Origin of the sequence: uncultured Plantibacter sp. (assembly GCF_963518075.1) — a bacterium.
Taxonomy (GTDB): Bacteria; Actinomycetota; Actinomycetes; order Actinomycetales; family Microbacteriaceae; genus Plantibacter; species Plantibacter flavus_A.
Genome location: NZ_CAUQHZ010000005.1, coordinates 1 through 17,423 on the forward strand (window position 1 = coordinate 1; position 17,423 = coordinate 17,423).

9 protein-coding genes are annotated in these 17,423 nt (G+C 70.3%); 7 read left to right on the plus strand and 2 right to left on the minus strand.

The genetic code is table 11. The features are described from left to right. On the minus strand, positions 1–7,465 hold a 7,465-nt coding region (locus RWN05_RS07920), incomplete at its 3' end, for a choice-of-anchor G family protein (protein ID WP_314139184.1). Positions 7,466–7,979: 514 nt separating this feature from the next. Between RWN05_RS07920 and RWN05_RS07925 the strand changes: the two genes are divergently transcribed. From RWN05_RS07925 to RWN05_RS07945, 5 genes are all read left to right on the plus strand, one after another. Then, positions 7,980–10,868, plus strand: coding sequence for a LuxR C-terminal-related transcriptional regulator (locus RWN05_RS07925; RefSeq protein ID WP_314139185.1), 2,889 nt, complete (start codon positions 7,980–7,982; stop codon positions 10,866–10,868). A 197-nt stretch (positions 10,869–11,065) separates the two neighbouring features. Beyond that, positions 11,066–11,710 (plus strand): SipW-dependent-type signal peptide-containing protein, encoded by a 645-nt coding sequence (locus tag RWN05_RS07930; RefSeq protein WP_314139187.1) that lies wholly within the window; start codon positions 11,066–11,068, stop codon positions 11,708–11,710. Between the two features lie 41 nt (positions 11,711–11,751). Continuing rightward, positions 11,752–12,378, plus strand: a complete 627-nt coding sequence (locus RWN05_RS07935; RefSeq protein WP_314139188.1) for a SipW-dependent-type signal peptide-containing protein — start codon at positions 11,752–11,754, stop codon at positions 12,376–12,378. A gap of 10 nt (positions 12,379–12,388) precedes the next feature. Then, positions 12,389–13,756 carry a signal peptidase I gene (locus RWN05_RS07940; protein ID WP_314139189.1) on the plus strand — a complete coding sequence of 456 codons (1,368 nt, stop codon included), beginning with the start codon at positions 12,389–12,391 and terminating at the stop codon, positions 13,754–13,756. Then, positions 13,737–14,258, plus strand: a complete 522-nt coding sequence (locus tag RWN05_RS07945; protein ID WP_153303508.1) for a hypothetical protein — start codon at positions 13,737–13,739, stop codon at positions 14,256–14,258. Before RWN05_RS07940 ends, RWN05_RS07945 begins: the two co-directional genes overlap by 20 nt. A gap of 13 nt (positions 14,259–14,271) precedes the next feature. Here RWN05_RS07945 and RWN05_RS07950 read toward each other — a convergent pair whose 3' ends face one another. After that, positions 14,272–15,270, minus strand: a complete 999-nt coding sequence (locus RWN05_RS07950) for a LacI family DNA-binding transcriptional regulator (RefSeq protein WP_079003150.1) — start codon at positions 15,268–15,270, stop codon at positions 14,272–14,274. Positions 15,271–15,491: 221 nt separating this feature from the next. Between RWN05_RS07950 and RWN05_RS07955 the strand changes: the two genes are divergently transcribed. Together RWN05_RS07955 and RWN05_RS07960 are read left to right on the plus strand one after the other, a co-directional pair. Next, the gene (locus tag RWN05_RS07955) at positions 15,492–16,433 is read left to right on the plus strand and encodes a carbohydrate ABC transporter permease (protein ID WP_079706839.1); all 942 of its coding nucleotides are present in this window, start codon (positions 15,492–15,494) and stop codon (positions 16,431–16,433) included. Beyond that, positions 16,426–17,355 carry a carbohydrate ABC transporter permease gene (locus RWN05_RS07960; RefSeq protein WP_079003151.1) on the plus strand — a complete coding sequence of 310 codons (930 nt, stop codon included), beginning with the start codon at positions 16,426–16,428 and terminating at the stop codon, positions 17,353–17,355. Before RWN05_RS07955 ends, RWN05_RS07960 begins: the two co-directional genes overlap by 8 nt. Positions 17,356–17,423: the final 68 nt, after the last annotated feature.

A 17,423-nucleotide genomic window follows, 5' to 3' on the forward strand; every position in this document is an offset into this window, starting at 1 on the left:
CAGTGTCCGCATCAGCGTCCACGTCCGCAGCAGCGTCCACGTCGGCCGCAGCATCCACATCCGCAGCAGCGTCAGTGTCCGCATCAGCGTCCACATCGGCTGCGGCATCAGTGTCCGCATCAGCGTCCACGTCCGCAGCAGCGTCCACGTCGGCCGCAGCATCAACGTCAGCCGAGGCATCAGCATCCACATCGGAAGCAGCATCAGTGTCAGCCGCAGCATCCACATCGGCCGCAGCATCCGTGTCCGCAGCAGCGTCGACATCAGCTGCGGCATCAGTGTCCGCAGCAGCATCCACGTCGGCAGCAGCATCCGTGTCGGCAGCAGCATCCACGTCGGCGGCGGCATCAGTGTCAGCCGCGGCATCCGTGTCGGCCGCGGCATCCACATCAGCAGCAGCGTCCACGTCCGCAGCAGCGTCCACGTCCGCAGCAGCGTCCACGTCCGCAGCAGCGTCGATGTCGGCAGCAGCATCCGCGTCAGCAGCCGCATCCGTTGCAGCATCGGTGTCGGCAGCAGCGTCAGTGTCGGCAGCAGCGTCCACGTCCACGTCGGCGTCCACGTCGGCCGCGGCGTCGACGTCAGCAGCGGCGTCGACGTCGGCATCCGTGTCCACGTCCACCGCAGCGGCGTCGGTGTCGACGTCGACCGCTCCGTCCTCGATGGTGACCTCGGACTCGGCCGGCGTCTCGGAGACGTCGCCCTCGGCCGTGACGGTCACCGGGCCAGGCGTGTAGTCGTCCGGGATCGGCAGGTCCACGGTGAAGGAACCGTCGGGGTTCGTCACCACGGTGACGGACGGTGCGCCCGGGATGGACACCGTGACGGTCTCCCCACCGGCGAAGCCCGTCCCGTCGACCGTGACCGACTCACCCGGCAGGACCGACGACGGATCGACCGTGATCGCCGTGTCGTACGCGAGGATCTCGATGATCGTCGTCGCCGGCTCGTCCGATGCAGCACCGAGTGCCGTCACCGTGACGTCGCCGAGCGCGTAGCCGTCGGGGACCGGCAGGGTCACCGTGAAGCCGCCGCCGGCGTTCGTCACCTGCGTGACGATCGGAGCGCCCGGGATCGACACCGTGACCGTCTCGTTGGCTGCGAAGCCCGATCCGGTGATGACCGTCGTGTCACCGGCGATCAGCGCGTCCGGGGAAGCGGTGATGACGGGCGAGAACACGATGGCGGTGACCGTGACGGTCGCGGTGGCCGGAGCCTGCGACACCGCTCCCTCCGCCGTGACGACCAGCGGACCGACCGGCGCATTCGCCGGAACGGTGATCCCGACCGAGAACTCACCGGCGCCGTTCGTCGTCGCCGGGACAGCAGTGCCGCCCGGGACCGAGACCGTGACGGACTCGTTCGCGGCGAAGCCGGTGCCTGTGACGAGCGTCGCTCCGCCGGCCGTGACCGTGCTCGGGTCGGCGGTGATCGCCGTCTCGTAGGCCTCGACCGTGAGCTCCGCCTCAGCAGGCGTCGCTGACGTCTCACCGACCGCGGTCACCGTGACGGGACCGGCGGGCGTTCCGGGCGGCACCGGCAGCGTCGCGGTGAACCCGCCGTCGCCGTCCGCCGTCACCACGACGGGGTTGCCGCCGGGGATCGAGACGCTGATCGATTCGTTCGGCTGGAAGCCGGTACCGGTGACCGTGGTGGTCTGGCCCGGGTTCACCGTGTCCGGTGTGAGGGTGATCGCCGTGTCGTAGACCGTTGCCTCGACCGTGACGGTGGTGGTCGCCTCGGTCGCCGAGACGACGCCGAGTGCGGTGACCGTGACCGGGCCGGTCGCGAAGCCCTGCGGGACGGCGAACGTCGTGGTGATCTCACCGTCGGCGTTCGAGGTGACCGTCACCGGCGCGAGGCCGGGGAAGGTGACCGTGACGCTCTCGGTCGGAGCGAAGCCACTCCCCGAGACCTCCGTCGAGGTCCCGCCGGGGATCGTCGCCGGGTCGGCGGTGATCGTCGGCGCGTAGACCACGTCGACCGTGAGGTTCGTCGTCGCAGGCGTGTCGGACGTCGCCCCGAGCGCGGTCACGACGACCACGCCCTCGGCGTAGTCGGCCGGCACGGGCAGCGACACCGAGATGGTGCCGGTCGCCGTCGCCGTGGTGGTCACCGGGTCGGCACCGGGGATCGAGACCGTGACGTTCTCGTTCGGTGCGAAACCGGTGCCGGTGACGAGGGTGCTGGCACCCGCGACGACGGTGGTCGGGTCGGCCGTGATGGCCGTGACGTAGGTCGTGGCCTCGACGGTGAGCGTCGCCGTGGCGGGGGTCGCCGAGACTGCACCGGTGGCGGTGACGGTCACGGGTCCGAGCGGGAAGTCCGCCGGGAGGTCGACGCTCACGGAGATCTCACCGTTGCCGTCGGCCGTGGTGGGGATCGGGGTCGCGATGCCCGGGACGGTGACTCTCACGGACTCGTTCGACGCGAAGCCGTCGCCGGTGACCGTGGTGCTGCCACCAGGGGCGACCGTCGTCGGGTCGAGGGTGATCGCAGTCTCGTAGGCCTCGACGGTGACCGTCGCGGTCGCATCCGTCGCGGAGACGGCGCCGGTCGCGGTCACGACGAGCGGTCCGGCTTCCGTGCCCGACGGGATCGGCAGGGCGGCGGTGAAGCCGCCGTCGCCGTTCGCCGTCACGACGACCGGCGTGCCACCGGGGATGGAGACCGAGACGGACTCGTTCGGTGCGAACCCGGTACCGGTGATCGTCGTCGACGTGCCTGGGAGCAGCGTGTCCGGGTCGGCGGTGATCGCGGTCTCGTACGGCACCACGGTCACGTCGGCGTCGGCGGGCGTGTTCGACGTGTCACCGGTTGCGGTGATCGTCAGCGGACCCGCAGGCGTTCCGGCCGGGATCGTCACGGCCTGCGTGAAGTCGCCGTCGCCGTTCGTCGTCACGGTGACGGGGTCGCCGCCCGGGATCGTGATGGTGACGGTCTCGTTCGGTGCGAAGCCGGTGCCCGTGACGGTGGTGGTTCCGCCCGGGTTGACCGTCGTCGGATCCACCGTGATCGCCGTGTCGTACACGACCGCTTCGACGAGGACCGAGGTCTGCGCCGGCGTGAGCGACAGGGCGCCCGTGGCCGTGAACGTCACGGTCGCGGGGACGAAGTCCGCCGGGAAGGCGACCACCTGGCTGATCTCACCGAGCCCGTTCGCCGTGGTCACGATGTCGTCGAAGCCGGGCGCCGAGATGGTCACCGATTCGTTCGCGACGTAGCCGGTGCCGGACAGGATCGTCGAGTCACCGGGGTTCAGCGTGGACGGCGTCGCGGTGAGCGTCGTGTCGAACGCCTCGACGGTGATCGTCGCAGTGGCGGGGGTGTTCGACACGGCTCCGACGGCCGTCACGACGACGGGGCCGGCGGGGGTGCCGGGCAGGACCGGCAGGATGGCGGTGATGTCGCCGTCCGGGCCGGCCTCCACCACGACGGGTGTGCCGCCGGGGATGGAGACGGAGACGGACTCGCCGGGCAGGAAGCCCGTTCCGGTGACGGTGGTGCTGCCGCCGGGGAGGAGCGTGTCGGGGTCGGCGGTGATCGCCGTGTCGTAGACCGTGGCCTCGACCGTGACCGTGGTCGTCGCCTCGGTCGCGGAGACGACGCCGAGGGCGGTGACCGTGACCGGACCCACCGCGAAGTTCTGCGGGACGTCGACGGTGGTCGTGATCTCACCGGCTGCGTTCGACGTGACGGTGATCGGGTCTAGGCCGGGGAAGGTGACCGTGACGCTCTCGCTCGGCGCGAAGCCGGTGCCCGAGATCTCGGTGCTGGTGCCGCCCGGGACCGTGGCCGGGTCGGCGGTGATCGTCGGGGTGTAGACGACGTCGACCGCGAGGTTCGTGGTGGCCGGCGTCTCGGAGACCTCGCCGAGGGCGGTCACGACGACCGTGCCCTCCGCGTAGTCCGCCGGGACCGGCAGCGAGACGGAGATGGTGCCGGTCGCCGACGCCTGCGTGGTGACCGCGGGCGCACCGGGGATGGAGACCGTGACGGTCTCGTCGGGCTCGAAGCCGGTACCGGTGACGAGCGTGCTCTCCCCCGCGACGACGGTCGTCGGGTCGACCGTGATGGCCGTGACGTAGGTGGTCGCCTCGACGGTGAGCGTCGCCGTGGCCGGGGTGGCCGAGACGGCACCGGTGGCGGTGACCGTGACGTCGCCGAGCGGGAAGTCCGCCGGCAGGGTGACACTGACCGTGATCTCGCCGTCGCCGTTCGCCGTGGTCGTCACGGGCGTCGCGAGGCCGGGGATGGTGATCTCGACGGACTCGAGCGGGACGAAACCGGAACCGGTGACGACCGTGCTGCCACCGGGGGCGATGGTCGCCGGGTCGAGCGCGATGTCGGTGTCGTAGGCCTCGACGGTGATGTCCGTCTCGGCCGGCGTCGCGGAGACCGCGCCGGTGGCGGTGACCGTGAGCTGGCCGGCGGCCGTACCCGACGGGATCGGCAGGACGGCCGTGAAGCCGCCGTCGCCGTCAGCCGTCACGACGACGGGCGTGCCGCCAGTGAAGGAGACGGAGACCGACTCGTTCGCGGCGAAGCCCGTGCCCGTGATGGTGGTCGAGTTGCCGGGGAGGAGCGAGGCCGGGTCGGCCGTGATGGCCGTGCCGTACGGCAGCACCTCGAGGTCGGCGGTCGCCGGGGTTGCGGAGGTCTCGCCGGTCGCGGTGACGACGAGCGTGCCGGCTGGCGTGCCGTCGGGGACGGGCAGGTCGACGGTGAAGCCGCCGTCGCCGTCCGCATCGACGGTCACCGGGGTGCCGCCCGGGTAGCCGACGGTGACCGTCTCACCGGGCAGGAAGCCGGTGCCGGTCACCGTCGTGGTGTTCCCAGGGATGAGTGACGTCGGGTCGAGCGTGATGGCGGTGTCGTAGACCGTCGCAGTGACGGTGACGACGGTGGTCGCTTCGGTGGCGGACACGGCGCCGAGGGCGGTGACCGTGACGTCGCCGACCGCGAAGTCCTGCGGCACGGCGATGGGGGTGCCGATGGCGCCGAGTGCGGTGGCGGTGACGGTGATCGGCTCGAGTCCGGGGAACGTCACGACGACGTCCTCGCCGGGCGCGAAGCCTGCACCGTTGATGATCGTGGTCGTGCCGCCGGCGACCGTGGCCGGGACGGCGACGATCGACGTCTCGTAGACCACGTCGAGGTTGGTGGTGGCCGGGGTGTCGGACGTCTCGCCGAGCGCGGTCACGACGACCTGGCCTGCGGCGTAGTCGGCGGGGACGTCGAGCTCGACCGAGATCGTGCCGGTTCCGGTGGCCGTGGTGGTGACCGGGTCGACGCCGGGGATCGAGACGGAGACGGTCTCGCCCGAGGCGAAGCCGGTCCCGGTGATCGTCGTGGTCCCACCGGCGACGACACTGGCCGGGTCGGCGGTGATCGCGGTGACGTACTGGGTCGCCTCGACGGTGACCGTCGTGGTCGCCGGGCTGGCCGACGAGGCGCCGGTCGCCGTGACCGTCACGGGGCCGAGCGGGAAGTCCGCCGGGAGCGTGAGACTGGCGGAGATGGTGCCGGTGCCCGTCGCGGTGGTGACGACCGGGTCGGTGAGGCCGGGGACGGTGATCGACACCGACTCGCCGGGCAGGAACCCCGTGCCGGTGATCGTGGTGCTGCCCCCGGGGGCGATCGTCGCCGGGTCGGCGGTGATCGCCGTCACGAAGGGGGCGACAACCAGGTCGGTGGTCGCGGGGGTGTCGGAGGTCGCACCGGTGGCGGTGAACGTCAGGGTCGCCGGGGTGAAGCCGGCGGGGATCGCGACGCTCTGGCTGATCACACCGGCGGCGTCCGACGTCGTGACGACCGGGTCGAGGCCGGGCGCGGTGATCGTGACCTGCTCGTTCGCCGCGAAGCCGGTGCCGTCGATCACGGTGGACTGGCCGGGATTGACGGTCGCCGGTGTGGCGGTGATCGCCGTGTCGTACACGACGAGCGTCCCGCGCACGGAGGACGACGCGAGGTTGACCGTCGCGAGCGAGATCGCCGGGACGAGGGAGATCTGCACGGCTCGAACGGTCGCCGACCCCGCCCCGAGGTCGCCGGTCGCCGGCTGCACGTTCGCGGTGACGTCGGCGACGAGCCGCACGATGTTCAGGATGGGGCCGACGACGTTCGCGGCGAGACCGCCGGTGATGCCGTTCAGGGCGGTGTTGAGCGTTCCGACACCGGTGTAGGCCGTGGCGACCGTGTTCTTCACGAGGTTGAGGACGAGGTTGACCACACCGTCGAGGGTGAGTCCGAGGGTCGCGAGGATCGGGTTCAGCACGTTCGGGAGGAGCCCCGCCGAGGTGAAGGCGGCGGTGCCGTTCTGGACGGCGCCGAGGGTCGAGTCGAGCGACAGGGAGATGACCGGGACCTGCGTGACGACGACGTTCGTCGTGACGTTGCCGGTGACCTGGATGCGTGTGCCGTCGACGGCTGCCTGGACGCCGGCGGACACGGCCGTGACCTGCGCGGTGACGGCGGACGTGATCGCGGCGGCGATCGCGGCGCCGATCGGGCCGGACAGCAGTGAGGTGTTCGGCGGCAGGTCGTTGAGGTCCGGCAGGTTCGGGTCGTTCGCGAGGAGGGTCGCGAGGTCGACGGTCACCGCACCGGTGAGCAGGTTGACGGAGACACCGGTCGCCGCGGACTGCGACGCCTGGGTGGTGAGGATGCCGTTGACGACGGTCGCGAGGTTCGGCGGCGTGACCGTGGCCGTCGCAGCAACACGGAGGACGCCGATGAGGTTCGCGTTCAGCGCCGTGTTGAGCGCCGAGGTGAGCCCGTTGAGCGTGGTCTGTAGCGGCGGGAGGAGGCCCGTCACCTGCGTGCCGACGTTCTGCACGAGGGGGCTCTGGAAGGTGAGCGTCGCACCGGCGATCTGGTAGTCGGGAACGGCCGTGGTGCCGCCCGTCTGCGAGATCGTGGAGGCGAGGGCGCCGAGGCTGAGGGAGAGGTCGCTGAGGACACCGCCGGTCGGTGTCCCGACCCGGCCCAGCAGACCGGTCAGGTCGAGTTCGGCGTCCGCCGGCGGAGCATCGGGTCCACCGATCGAGACGCCACCCTGGTCGGTGACCGCGCCTGAGCCGGCGATCGCGTCGCCGTTGTCGGCGGCGGACCCGTACTGAGCGACGGCACCGAGCTCGATGACGCCATTGGCACCGAACAGTTGGAGAGAGCTGCCGAGGTCGACGCCGAGGGTGTTGAGCACCTCGGCCGACAGCGGGTTCGCGGCGACCGGGTGCACCCCGCTCGGGTTCTCGGCACGGGCGCCGCCGACTGCGGCGAGGGCGTCGAGGTTGATCCCGGCCGCCTGTCCACCGAGGAAGCGGCCGAAGCCGTCGGAGACATCGGTCGGGGCCGCTGTGGCCGCCGTCGTCGATCCCATGGCGATGACCGTGCCGACCACGGCCATGGCCGCGACCTTCCACGCACGGCCTCGGCCGAGGATGCTTCGCTGCTGTTCCCCCACGGTGGAACCCTTTCTTCGGTGCACGGGCGAACCCGCGACTGGCGTCGATCCCGGCCAATCTATGGGCGGGCTTCCCTGTCCCCCAGAGGAGGGACCCCAACCTCCGTAGTGCCGGATGGAAAACCGGTACTGGCCTCCGCAGTGCGAGGCGGCGCCGCGGGACGCCGGGTTTCGATCGGTCCCGGGGGGCCTCCGACGCGTCATCAGTGGCGGGGCTCCAGTGCAGTCGGTTCCATCCGTGTCATGTCATCGATGACGGTTGAGAGATAACCCGCACTGGCCGCAGGTTTACCCCCGACTGGGGTGCGTAGTTTCTACTGAGAACGCTCTCTTAGGGCTGCGGGAGCACTCAGGGATTACGGATAATGGGGCATCCGACGGAGTATTCGCAGCGTCCCTAGTGATGCGGATCCCGTCGTCCTGACGGAGCTTGAGGGGGCTGCGATATGGAAGAACCGGTTGCGACGGTAGTGGAGCGAAAGCCACATCCGAGGTCGGCCGAGCAGGTCATCCCATGAACCCGGGTGCGCATCGGTTCAGTGGCGGCGCGCGGTCCGCCGCATCGCCCACCCGTCGCTCCGGCGAGTTCCGCCAATCCGCCACCCGCGCTCCCGCCCAACCGAGCGGTCGAGCGGCCGCGATCGCCCGGATGACGGCGCTCATCGCGAACCGGACCAGCACGCTCCTCGTCGGACCACACGGCTACGGCAAGACCTTCACCGCGGACGCGATCGGACGTCGGATGCACGAGGAAGGACGCCCGGTCATCCACGTGTCGGGTGCGTCACGGGACGCCTCGCACACGCTGAGCGACTGGCGCACGGTACCGAGCGGTGCCGTCTTCATCGTCGACGACGGGGCGAACCTCCACCCGGCGAGCCTCGCCGACATCATCGAACTCTCGCGGTCGCGTGAGCAGGTCGCCCTGGTGACGCTGGAGCAGGAGCTCGCCGGACTGCAGGGGCGCGGCGACGAGTCCGCTGATCGGCTCCTCGCCGTCTGGCGGACCGGGTCGCTCACACGGATCGACCTCCCGGCGCTCGACGGGTTCGAAGCCTCGGCGATGGTGGACGAAGCCGCCGACGACGCGGTCCTCGACGACATGGCCAAGGCCGTCATCGTGCGATTGAGCAACGGCTCTCCGCGACTCGTGCATGAGCTCACCAAGGACGCGCTCGAGACGGGTGGGGAGTTCTACCTGCCGCGCAGCATCCTCTCGCTCGGGGTCGCGGGGGTCTCACGGCGAGTGCACGACCTCACGGAACCTCAGCTCTCCCGGCTCGAGGACGAGGGTCGCTACGCGCTGGTCATGCTGGCGAAGCTCGGCCCGGTCCCCTACTCGCGCGCGATCCGCCTACTCGGCGAGCACCAGTTGCACGCGCTCCTCCGGCTCGGACTCGCGCGGCACGACGGCTCAGGCCAGGACCGCATCGTCGCCGACGAACTGCACGCGTGGTCGGCACTCGCGGAGTGGCGCCACAGCGGACGACTGCACCGCCACGACCGCGTCCAGCGGACGCTCATCTCGGACCTGCGTGGCGGTGCCCGTCTCACGCCGAACGAGTCCTTCATCCTCGGCCGGTACTGGCTGACGGCCCCGCACACCGAGCTGGACGAGGGGTTCGAGTCCCTCACGATGGCCCGCACCTTCCTCGAGGCGGCGCACGTCGCGAACGTCTCCGGCCTCGCCGAGGACGGTCGTCTGCTCGCCGAACGCGCGTACACCTGGCGCCCGTCCGTGGCAGCGGCGCTCCAGTGGTCACGGTCGCTCGCCATGCTGGGCGACGGTGACGGGGCTCAGCGGGTCCTCGAGGTCGATCCCGCGGCCGATTCCGACGAGGACATGCAGGCGGAGGTCATGAGTTGGCGGGCGACCCTCGATCGCTGGTCCGAACGCACCTGCGCGCAGGAGCTGACGGAGCAGGAGGAGCACAGCCGCCTGCTGTCCCAGCGCATCCTGATGGTCGAGACCTGGCGCGACCAGGATCGGCAGGAGCCGACCGAAGGCGATGCCGTCTTCTGGAAGGTCCTGCGCGACACCGACGCCGCGCAGTCCTCGCGACTCTATGCCGCCGCTGCGCTCGTGACCAGGCTCGGCCTCAGGCTGCCACCGTCCGAGCTGCGGGAGCTGCTCCAGCTGGGTGACGCCGTCTACCGGTCGGTGCCCTACAGCGCAGCGCGGCCGTTGTCGCACGCCCTGCGCGACGCGAGCGCCATGTACGTCCTGTCGGCCGGCACCATCCGCCTGCTCACCGGACTCTCCTGGGCCGGCTTCGCGCGCTACATCGACGAGTTCGTCGCTCGTGCCGAGCGCGGGACCGGGCGCCTGGCGACGACGGACCAGTGCATCGTCGGGATCCTCGGAGCCCAGTTGGCGTTCTTCGACGGCCGCCCGGACCGAACCGTGGCCGACCTCCGGGTCGTCGAACGGCTCCTCGACTCGACCGTTCCGCCCGAGGTGCACACGCAGACCGCGCTCCTCCTCGTCGGTGCTCTCGCTCAGACCGGCGAGCTCGAGGAGGCGACGGAACGGCGAGCTGCCGAAGACGAACGCCTCATCGCCGCCTCCACGGTCCTCTCCTATCTGGCCGACATCGCCGACTTCGGTCTGCTGATGGCAGGCGGTCGCGTCATGGACGCCCGGGATCACCTGCGTCGGCTCGCGCAGGACATCCGGAAGCCGCTGACCCAGCGGATCTACTCCGCGAGCCTGGCCGCCGCGGCCGGCGCCGAGCTGTCCGAGACCCTGTCCTGGGTCGTGGACGCTCGATCGCAGGAGCTCACGCCCCTGCAGGCGTCGCTCATGCTGCTCCTCGAGGCCGGCGCCGCCGGCGACGCGAGCCGCGCCGAGGAGGCCGCCTGTTCGCTCGAGGAGGTCGGAGCGCGGCATCGGGCGATCGGGGCCCATCTGCTCGCAGAACGGCTCCACGAGGCCAAGGGGCGACTGCAGCACGCCCGCCGTTGCGCGGAGCGGGCCGCCGAACTCGTGGGTCCCACGCCAGGCGCCGCTGCGGATGCGGAGGCCCGACGGACCCCGCTCGCGCATCCGTCACCGGTGTTCTCCACCTACCGGGCGGAGAACACCGAGGAGACGGTGCCGATGGAGCGCACCGTCCCGGTCGAGCCGCACTCGACGCACGCACCCCTGGCCTACCTCTCCCGCGGACAGACGGACACCGGCCAGGAGGCCGCCGCAGCCGACCTGAGCGCGCTCACCCGGCGGGAGCTGGAGGTCGCCCTGCTCATCGCGCAAGGACTGAGCAATCAGGAGATCGCGACGCGGCTCTTCCTCAGCGTCCGCACCGTCGAGTCGCACGTGCTCCAAGCACGGACGAAGCTGGGCGCGGGGAGACGGCGCGACCTCGGCCGCCTGGTCGCGCAGTCCTCGCAGCGTCAGGCCTGACCCCCTGAGCGGGCGACGCAGCGCGGTTCAGCAGTTTTCTCGGTAGCGTCCGGCGATCCCAGTACCCCACTACTGGTTACAACAGACACCCGGCTGCCTATCGTCCTGAGAGTGTCGCGAGACGCGTGGAGACCGTCTCCGCACGCCCGACACCTGTGGTGACGTCAGCCGTCACCGACGGACTTCAGGGGGCTTCCATGACCATCGACACCAGCACCGAGGCCCCAGCGGCCACCGGCACCGACGCACCCGTGCGCGGCCTGCGCAGCAAGCGGGCGAAGGCGATCCTGGCCGGCGGGCTGGTGCTCGGCGTCGGTGCGGCGATCACGCTCGCGGCCTGGAACGATTCCGAGTTCGCGACCGGGATCTTCGCCGGTGGTGGGTTCGGCATCGAGGGCAGCACGGACGGCACCGCCTTCACCGAACACCCGACCGAGGCGGCGGCCGCCCCGCTCACCTTCGCGGTGGAGGCCGACAACCTGGCACCCGAAGAGCCCGTCTACGCCGGGTTCGCCGTCCAGCTGACCGCCGCGTCGACGTACGCCGGCACGGTGGACATCACGGCCACGAGCGGAGCCGCGATCGCCTCCTCGCTCAGCTACTCCGTCGTGGAGACCACCACGTTCGGCTGCGACGCCACGAGCTTCGCCGCCGGTGACCCGCTCGTGACGGACGCCGCGACCACGTCGAGCACAGCCGCGGACATCTTCACACTGGGTGCGGTCACGACCCCGGTGTTCCTCTGCTTCCAGGTCACACCGTCCGCGACGCTGCCGCAGTCGTCGCCGAGCGGCACCGTGGTCTGGGAGTTCGCAGCCGAGTCCACCACTCCGCTGCCGTAACCCGCGGCGAGACGGCGATCATGGGACGACACACTCCGGCGATGGGGAGACACCACCGCACCGATCGACGACGGAGCACGGCACGGTACACGAAGGCCAGAGCGGCCCTCGCAGCAGCGCTCGTGCTGGGCGTCGGGACCTCGCTCACCCTCGCCGCGTGGAGCGACGACGAGTTCGGAACGGCGACCTTCGCGGCCAGCACCTTCGCCGTGGAGTCGCAGACCTCGTCGTCGACCTGGGCGGCTCACGAGGCGGCGAACCCCGCCACGCTGGTCTTCAACGCGACCGCCATGTCGCCGGGGTTGTCGCAGTTCGCCTTCATCGACATCCGCACGACCGCCGCGACGAACATCGGTGGGACGGCGGCGCTGTCCGCGGTCTCGGCGGCGACGGGCACCCTCCTGCCACAGCTCGAGTACCGCGTCGTCACGACGGCGGCGGGCACGGCCTGCAACGCCGCCGCGTTCACCTCGGCGACCGTCCCCGCCTACACCGCGTCGTTGTCGACGGGCACGGCGCCGCCGACGGCGACCGGAGCACTCACGGCGGCCGGCGGTTCGACGGTGCGCTTCTGCTTCGACGTGCGGGTGAAGGCGGGCACGGCCTCCAGCTTCCAGGGTGGAACGGCGTCGGCGACGTGGCAGTTCACCAGTACCTCCAGTTCCTGATCGGAGCACCGTGACCCGACCCTCCACGGAAGCGATCGACGCCACCGAGCGGCAGCAGCCCCGCCGCTCGGTGGCGTCGATCGTCGGAGACACCCTGCTCAACCTCGCCGCCGTCGGCGGGGTGGTCTGCATCGTGCTCGTCATCCTCGCGACCTGCTTCAACGTGACCCTCATCATGTTCAAAACCGGTTCCATGAGCCCGACGATCCCCACCGGCTCACTCGCGCTCGTCCGCGAGATCCCGGCATCCGACATCGCGGTCGGCGACGTCGTGACAGTCGACCGCGCCGGCCAGCTGCCCGTCACCCACCGCGTCACCTCGGTGAGCGGCGGCGTCGACACCGCAGGACCACAACGCACGATCACCATGCAGGGCGATGCGAACCGGTCGGAGGACCCCGAGCCGTACACGGTCTCGACGGTCCGCCTCGTGCTCGCCTCGGTGCCCGGGCTCGCGTACCTCGTCGTGTGGTTGTCCAACCCGTGGGTCCTCGGCGGACTGACGCTCAGCTGTTCGGCCCTCGTCATGTGGGCGTTCTGGCCACGATCGGATCGCAAGCGCCCGCCGGGTGGTGACGGAGGAGTGGGCGGCGGCGGTCGTCCTGCTCCGCGGCGCCGCTCGGCCGCTGCCGGTGCCGTCGCTGCCGGTGCCGTCGCCGACGGAGCCGGACGACGACCGGCTCGCCACGCCGCGCTCCGCTGCTCACCGGTCGCCCTGCTGCTCGGAGCCGGCCTCGCGATCGGCGGCGCCGCTCCTGCCCACGCCGAGCCGACGGTGGACGTCATCGCCGGCGAGGCGGTCGTGCTCACCTCGATCGGCGACCCGTCGGCCATGCGGTCCCTCACCCCGGGTCGGTCGACGCCCTGGGAGGTGGGCATCACGACCAAGCCGGAGGCGACACCGGGCTCCATCGACGTGACCATGGTCGGCTCGGGCTCGACCGAGCTCGGGCTCGTCATGGCGGTCGACGCCTGTTCCGTCCGCTGGACCGCAGCCGGCTGCGTCGGCACCGTCACCCACCTGTTCGACGAGATGGCGGTGCCCGTCGACGGTGTCGAGCGCGCGGTCCTGTCGATGAGGAGCACCGAGGCGTGGTGGCTGAAGTTCGACGTCCGGATGCCGTCCGGTGCAGCGGTGGCGAACGCCTCGGTCGCCCTCACGGTCACGGCCGAGGGCATCGGTGACGACGTCTCGGTCTCGCCCGGCCCGATCACCACGCTCCCCCGCACCGGCGCGAGCATCGAATTCGCGGTCTGGGCGGCTGCGGGAGCGATCCTGATCGGTCTCGTCGGCGCGTGGTTCGGCGCGCTGCGACAGCATTCGCGTTCGGCGAAGCGTACGACGATCCTGCGGGCCGATGATGCGACGGCGGGGTGATGGTGGCAGCGGTGTCCTCGGATGGCACCGCCGGATCGCCGCGGCGACCATCGCCGTCGCGATGACGGTGCTGCTCACGCATCCTGCCCCAGCGCCGGTCGATGCGGCCTGGGCAGATCCCGAGTTCGGGACGGGTAGTTTCACCGCGGCCACCGTGCCGTCTCCGACGTTCTCCAGCTGCACCTTCAATCCGAACGCCGTCGGACTCCTCTCCTCGTACACCATCGTGTACACGATCCCAGCCGGTTACACGATCAACTACGCCTATTCAGCGAACGCCTCGTTCACTCCCAACACGGTCATCTCCCCGACGTCCACGAGCGGCACGACGACCGTGACCTCGACGTTCAGCCTGGGGCTCCTCGGGGGTCTCCTCGGCTCGAACGTCTACATCGGCGCGCGGCTCACCCTGCCGTCGACGACCTGGTCTTCGCCCTACCGGGTTGTGAGCGGTACATCGAACGCTCTCGGAACGAACGGCGCCTGCGCGGTCATCCCGTAGCGAGTGCACCGTGTCACCCGGCCGAGGACTCCCGCACGACGAGCTCGAAGCCGGCGAGCACCCGCCGCCCAGGCCCGACGTGCCCGGCCACGCGTTCGACCAGCATGGCGACGGCCTCGCGGGCGATGGCCTCCTTGTCGGGCGCGACCGTCGTCAGTGACCGCATCGCATACCGGCCGTCCTCGATGTCGTCGAAGCCGACCACCGCCAGGTCGCGCGGGATGTCGACGCCGCGATCCCACGCCGCACGCATCGCGCCCAGCGCCATGAGGTCGTTGAAACAGAACACGCCGTCGGGCGGATCGCCGGCGTCGAGCATGCGCCCCATGACGGTCTCACCGCTCGCGCGATCGTATTCCCCTTCGGCCATATAGCGGTTCGGGTCGAGTCCGGCCTCCTGCATGGCCCTCGTGAATCCGTCCACGCGCTGCTTCGCGGTGCCCGTGGAATGGGCCTGCCGACCGATGGCTCCGATGCGGGTGCATCCACGTTCGATCAGGTGTCGGGTCGCCACGTAGGCAGCCTCGGTGCCGTCGATGGCGACATGGTCCGCGCTCGCGCCATAGTCGCGCTCGCCGAGGAGGACGATCGGCTGCGTCGCGGCGGCGGCTTCGACGTCGGCGGCTGTGAGGTTGAGGGCGTTGAGCAGCACGCCGTCGAACGTCGAGGACACCGCTCCCCCGGTGAGCACCGCGCGCTCCCGTTCCGGATCGCCGTTCGTCTGGTCGACGACGAGGGTGAGCGAGCGTTTCGTGAGTTCAGGGATGAGGCAGCGGGCGAGGTCGGAGAAGTACGGCACATCGAGCTCGGGGACGACGAGCGCGATGAGTCCACTGCGGTTGTTGCGGAGACCCCTCGCGTGCGGATTGGGCCGATAGCCGAGCTCGTCGATGACCGCCTGCACGCGCTTGCGGGTCTCGGCACCGACCCGCCCCGGCAGGTTCACGACGTCCGAAACCGTCCGCTGGGAGACACCGGCCGCCTGCGCGACATCCCGTGCGGTCACTGCCATCCGTGCCTCCCCGTCGGTCGCGCACGCTCCACCGCGCGTCCGTCCTGACGCAAGCGTAGCGACTCCGCGACGGCCGGATCATCGCGGCAATCGTTTTCCAACTGCGTCTTGTGCTACGTAGCACAAGTCGTTAGCGTGTCTCCCTGTCAGCACGGTCGCAGCGAGTCGAAGGAGATGCGCAGCATGTTCGAGAGCCCACCACCCATCACCCGAGCCGCCACATGAGCGCGCTCAACGAGCTTCGCGCGCTGCGGACGCCGAAGGGGGCGATCAAGCACCGCGACGCCTCGGAGTTCCGGGACAACCGTGCGGCACTCCTGTTCCTCGGGCCCTGGATCATCGGTTTCCTCGTCATCACGCTCGGGCCGGTCCTCGTCTCGCTCTACCTGTCGTTCACCGACTACAACCTCCTCCAGAACCCGAACTTCACCGGGCTGGAGAACGCGCAGCGGATGGTCGAGGACCCCCGCCTGCACCAGTCCCTCGGGGTGACCATCACCTACGTCCTGGTCTCGGTGCCGTTGCAGCTCATGGTCGCCCTGGCGATCGCGGTCCTCCTGGATCGCGGCCTGCGCGGGCTCTCGTTCTACCGGTCGGTGCTGTACCTGCCGTCACTCCTCGGCGGCAGCGTCGCGATCGCGGTCCTCTGGCGGCTCGTCTTCGGCTCGAGCGGCCTCGTCAACGCGCTGCTCGCCGTCTTCGGCATCCAGGGCCCCGGGTGGATCTCCGAACCCGACACCGCGCTGTCGACGCTGATCATCCTGCACGTGTGGACGTTCGGCGCCCCGATGGTGATCTTCCTCGCCGGCCTCCGGCAGATCCCGCGACAGTACTACGAGGCGGCGTCGACGGACGGTGCCGGCCGGTGGACACAGTTCCGGTCGATCACCCTGCCATTGCTCAGCCCGATCATCTTCTTCAACCTCGTGCTCGGGATCATCGGCGCGTTCCAGTCGTTCACGCAGGCCTACGTGGTGTCGAACGGATCGGGCGGGCCGTCCGACTCGACGCTGTTCATCACGCTCTACCTGTACCAGAAGGGCTTCGGCAGCTTCCAGATGGGGTACGCGTCGGCGATCGCGTGGCTCCTGCTCATCATCATCGCCGCCGCCACGGCCATCAACTTCTGGGCCTCGAAGTATTGGGTGTTCTACGATGACTGACCTCAAGACCCGCCCCTCCTCCGAGGACGGCCTCTCACCCGATGCGGCCGCCCGTCGCGAGCGGGGCGACGCTCAGCGCGCCAAGCTCCTGCGCCGACAGCGGATCTCGAGCATCGGCAAGCACGCGCTGCTGATCCTGCTCGGGCTGCTGATGCTCTACCCCGTGCTGTGGATGGTGGCGTCCTCCCTCCGCCCGAACGGGTACATCTTCGACAACCCGGGTCTCGTGCTCGACACCTTCGAGGCGTCCAACTACACGAACGGCTGGAACGCGCTCGCGCAGCCGTTCGGGAGCTACCTGGCGAACTCGGCGATCGTGGTCGTCGGGTCGATCATCGGCAACCTGCTCACCTGCTCGCTCGCCGCGTACGGCTTCGCCCGGCTGCGGTTCCGGTTCAAGCGCCTCGCCTTCGCGGCGATGCTGCTCACCATGATGCTGCCGATCCACGTGCTGATCATCCCGCAGTACGTCATCTTCGCCCAGCTCGACTGGATCAACACCTACCTGCCGCTCATCGTGCCGAAGTTCCTCGCGACGGACGCGTTCTTCATCTTCCTCATGGTGCAGTTCATCCGCGGCATCCCGCGCGAGCTCGACGAGGCGGCGCGGATCGACGGAGCCGGTCACCTGCGGATCTTCGTGCAGATCATGCTCCCGCTCATGACCCCGGCACTCGCGACGACGGCGATCTTCACCTTCATCTGGACGTGGAACGACTTCTTCGGACAGCTGATCTTCGTGACCGACCCCGACAAGTACACCGCGTCGGTCGCCCTCCGCTCGTTCGTCGACACCCAGTCGCAGTCGGACTACGGGGCGCTCTTCGCCATGAGCGTCGTCACCCTGTTGCCGGTCTTCCTCGCCTTCCTGTTCGGTCAGCGGTTCCTCCTCCGAGGCATCGCGACCACCGGAGGCAAGTAGCCCCGGTCCCGACCCGTCCCCGATCCACAACCCGGTCCCTGAGCCTGTCGAAGGGCCGACCGACCCAC

Coding starts and splice junctions, on each gene's coding strand:
- RWN05_RS07945 (WP_153303508.1), top strand. CDS start 13,737: ATGATGCGACGGCGGGGTGATGGTGGCAGCGGTGTCCTCGGATGGCAC.
- RWN05_RS07955 (WP_079706839.1), top strand. CDS start 15,492: ATGAGCGCGCTCAACGAGCTTCGCGCGCTGCGGACGCCGAAGGGGGCG.
- RWN05_RS07930 (WP_314139187.1), top strand. CDS start 11,066: ATGACCATCGACACCAGCACCGAGGCCCCAGCGGCCACCGGCACCGAC.
- RWN05_RS07935 (WP_314139188.1), top strand. CDS start 11,752: ATGGGGAGACACCACCGCACCGATCGACGACGGAGCACGGCACGGTAC.
- RWN05_RS07925 (WP_314139185.1), top strand. CDS start 7,980: ATGAACCCGGGTGCGCATCGGTTCAGTGGCGGCGCGCGGTCCGCCGCA.
- RWN05_RS07950 (WP_079003150.1), bottom strand. CDS start 15,270: ATGGCAGTGACCGCACGGGATGTCGCGCAGGCGGCCGGTGTCTCCCAG.
- RWN05_RS07960 (WP_079003151.1), top strand. CDS start 16,426: ATGACTGACCTCAAGACCCGCCCCTCCTCCGAGGACGGCCTCTCACCC.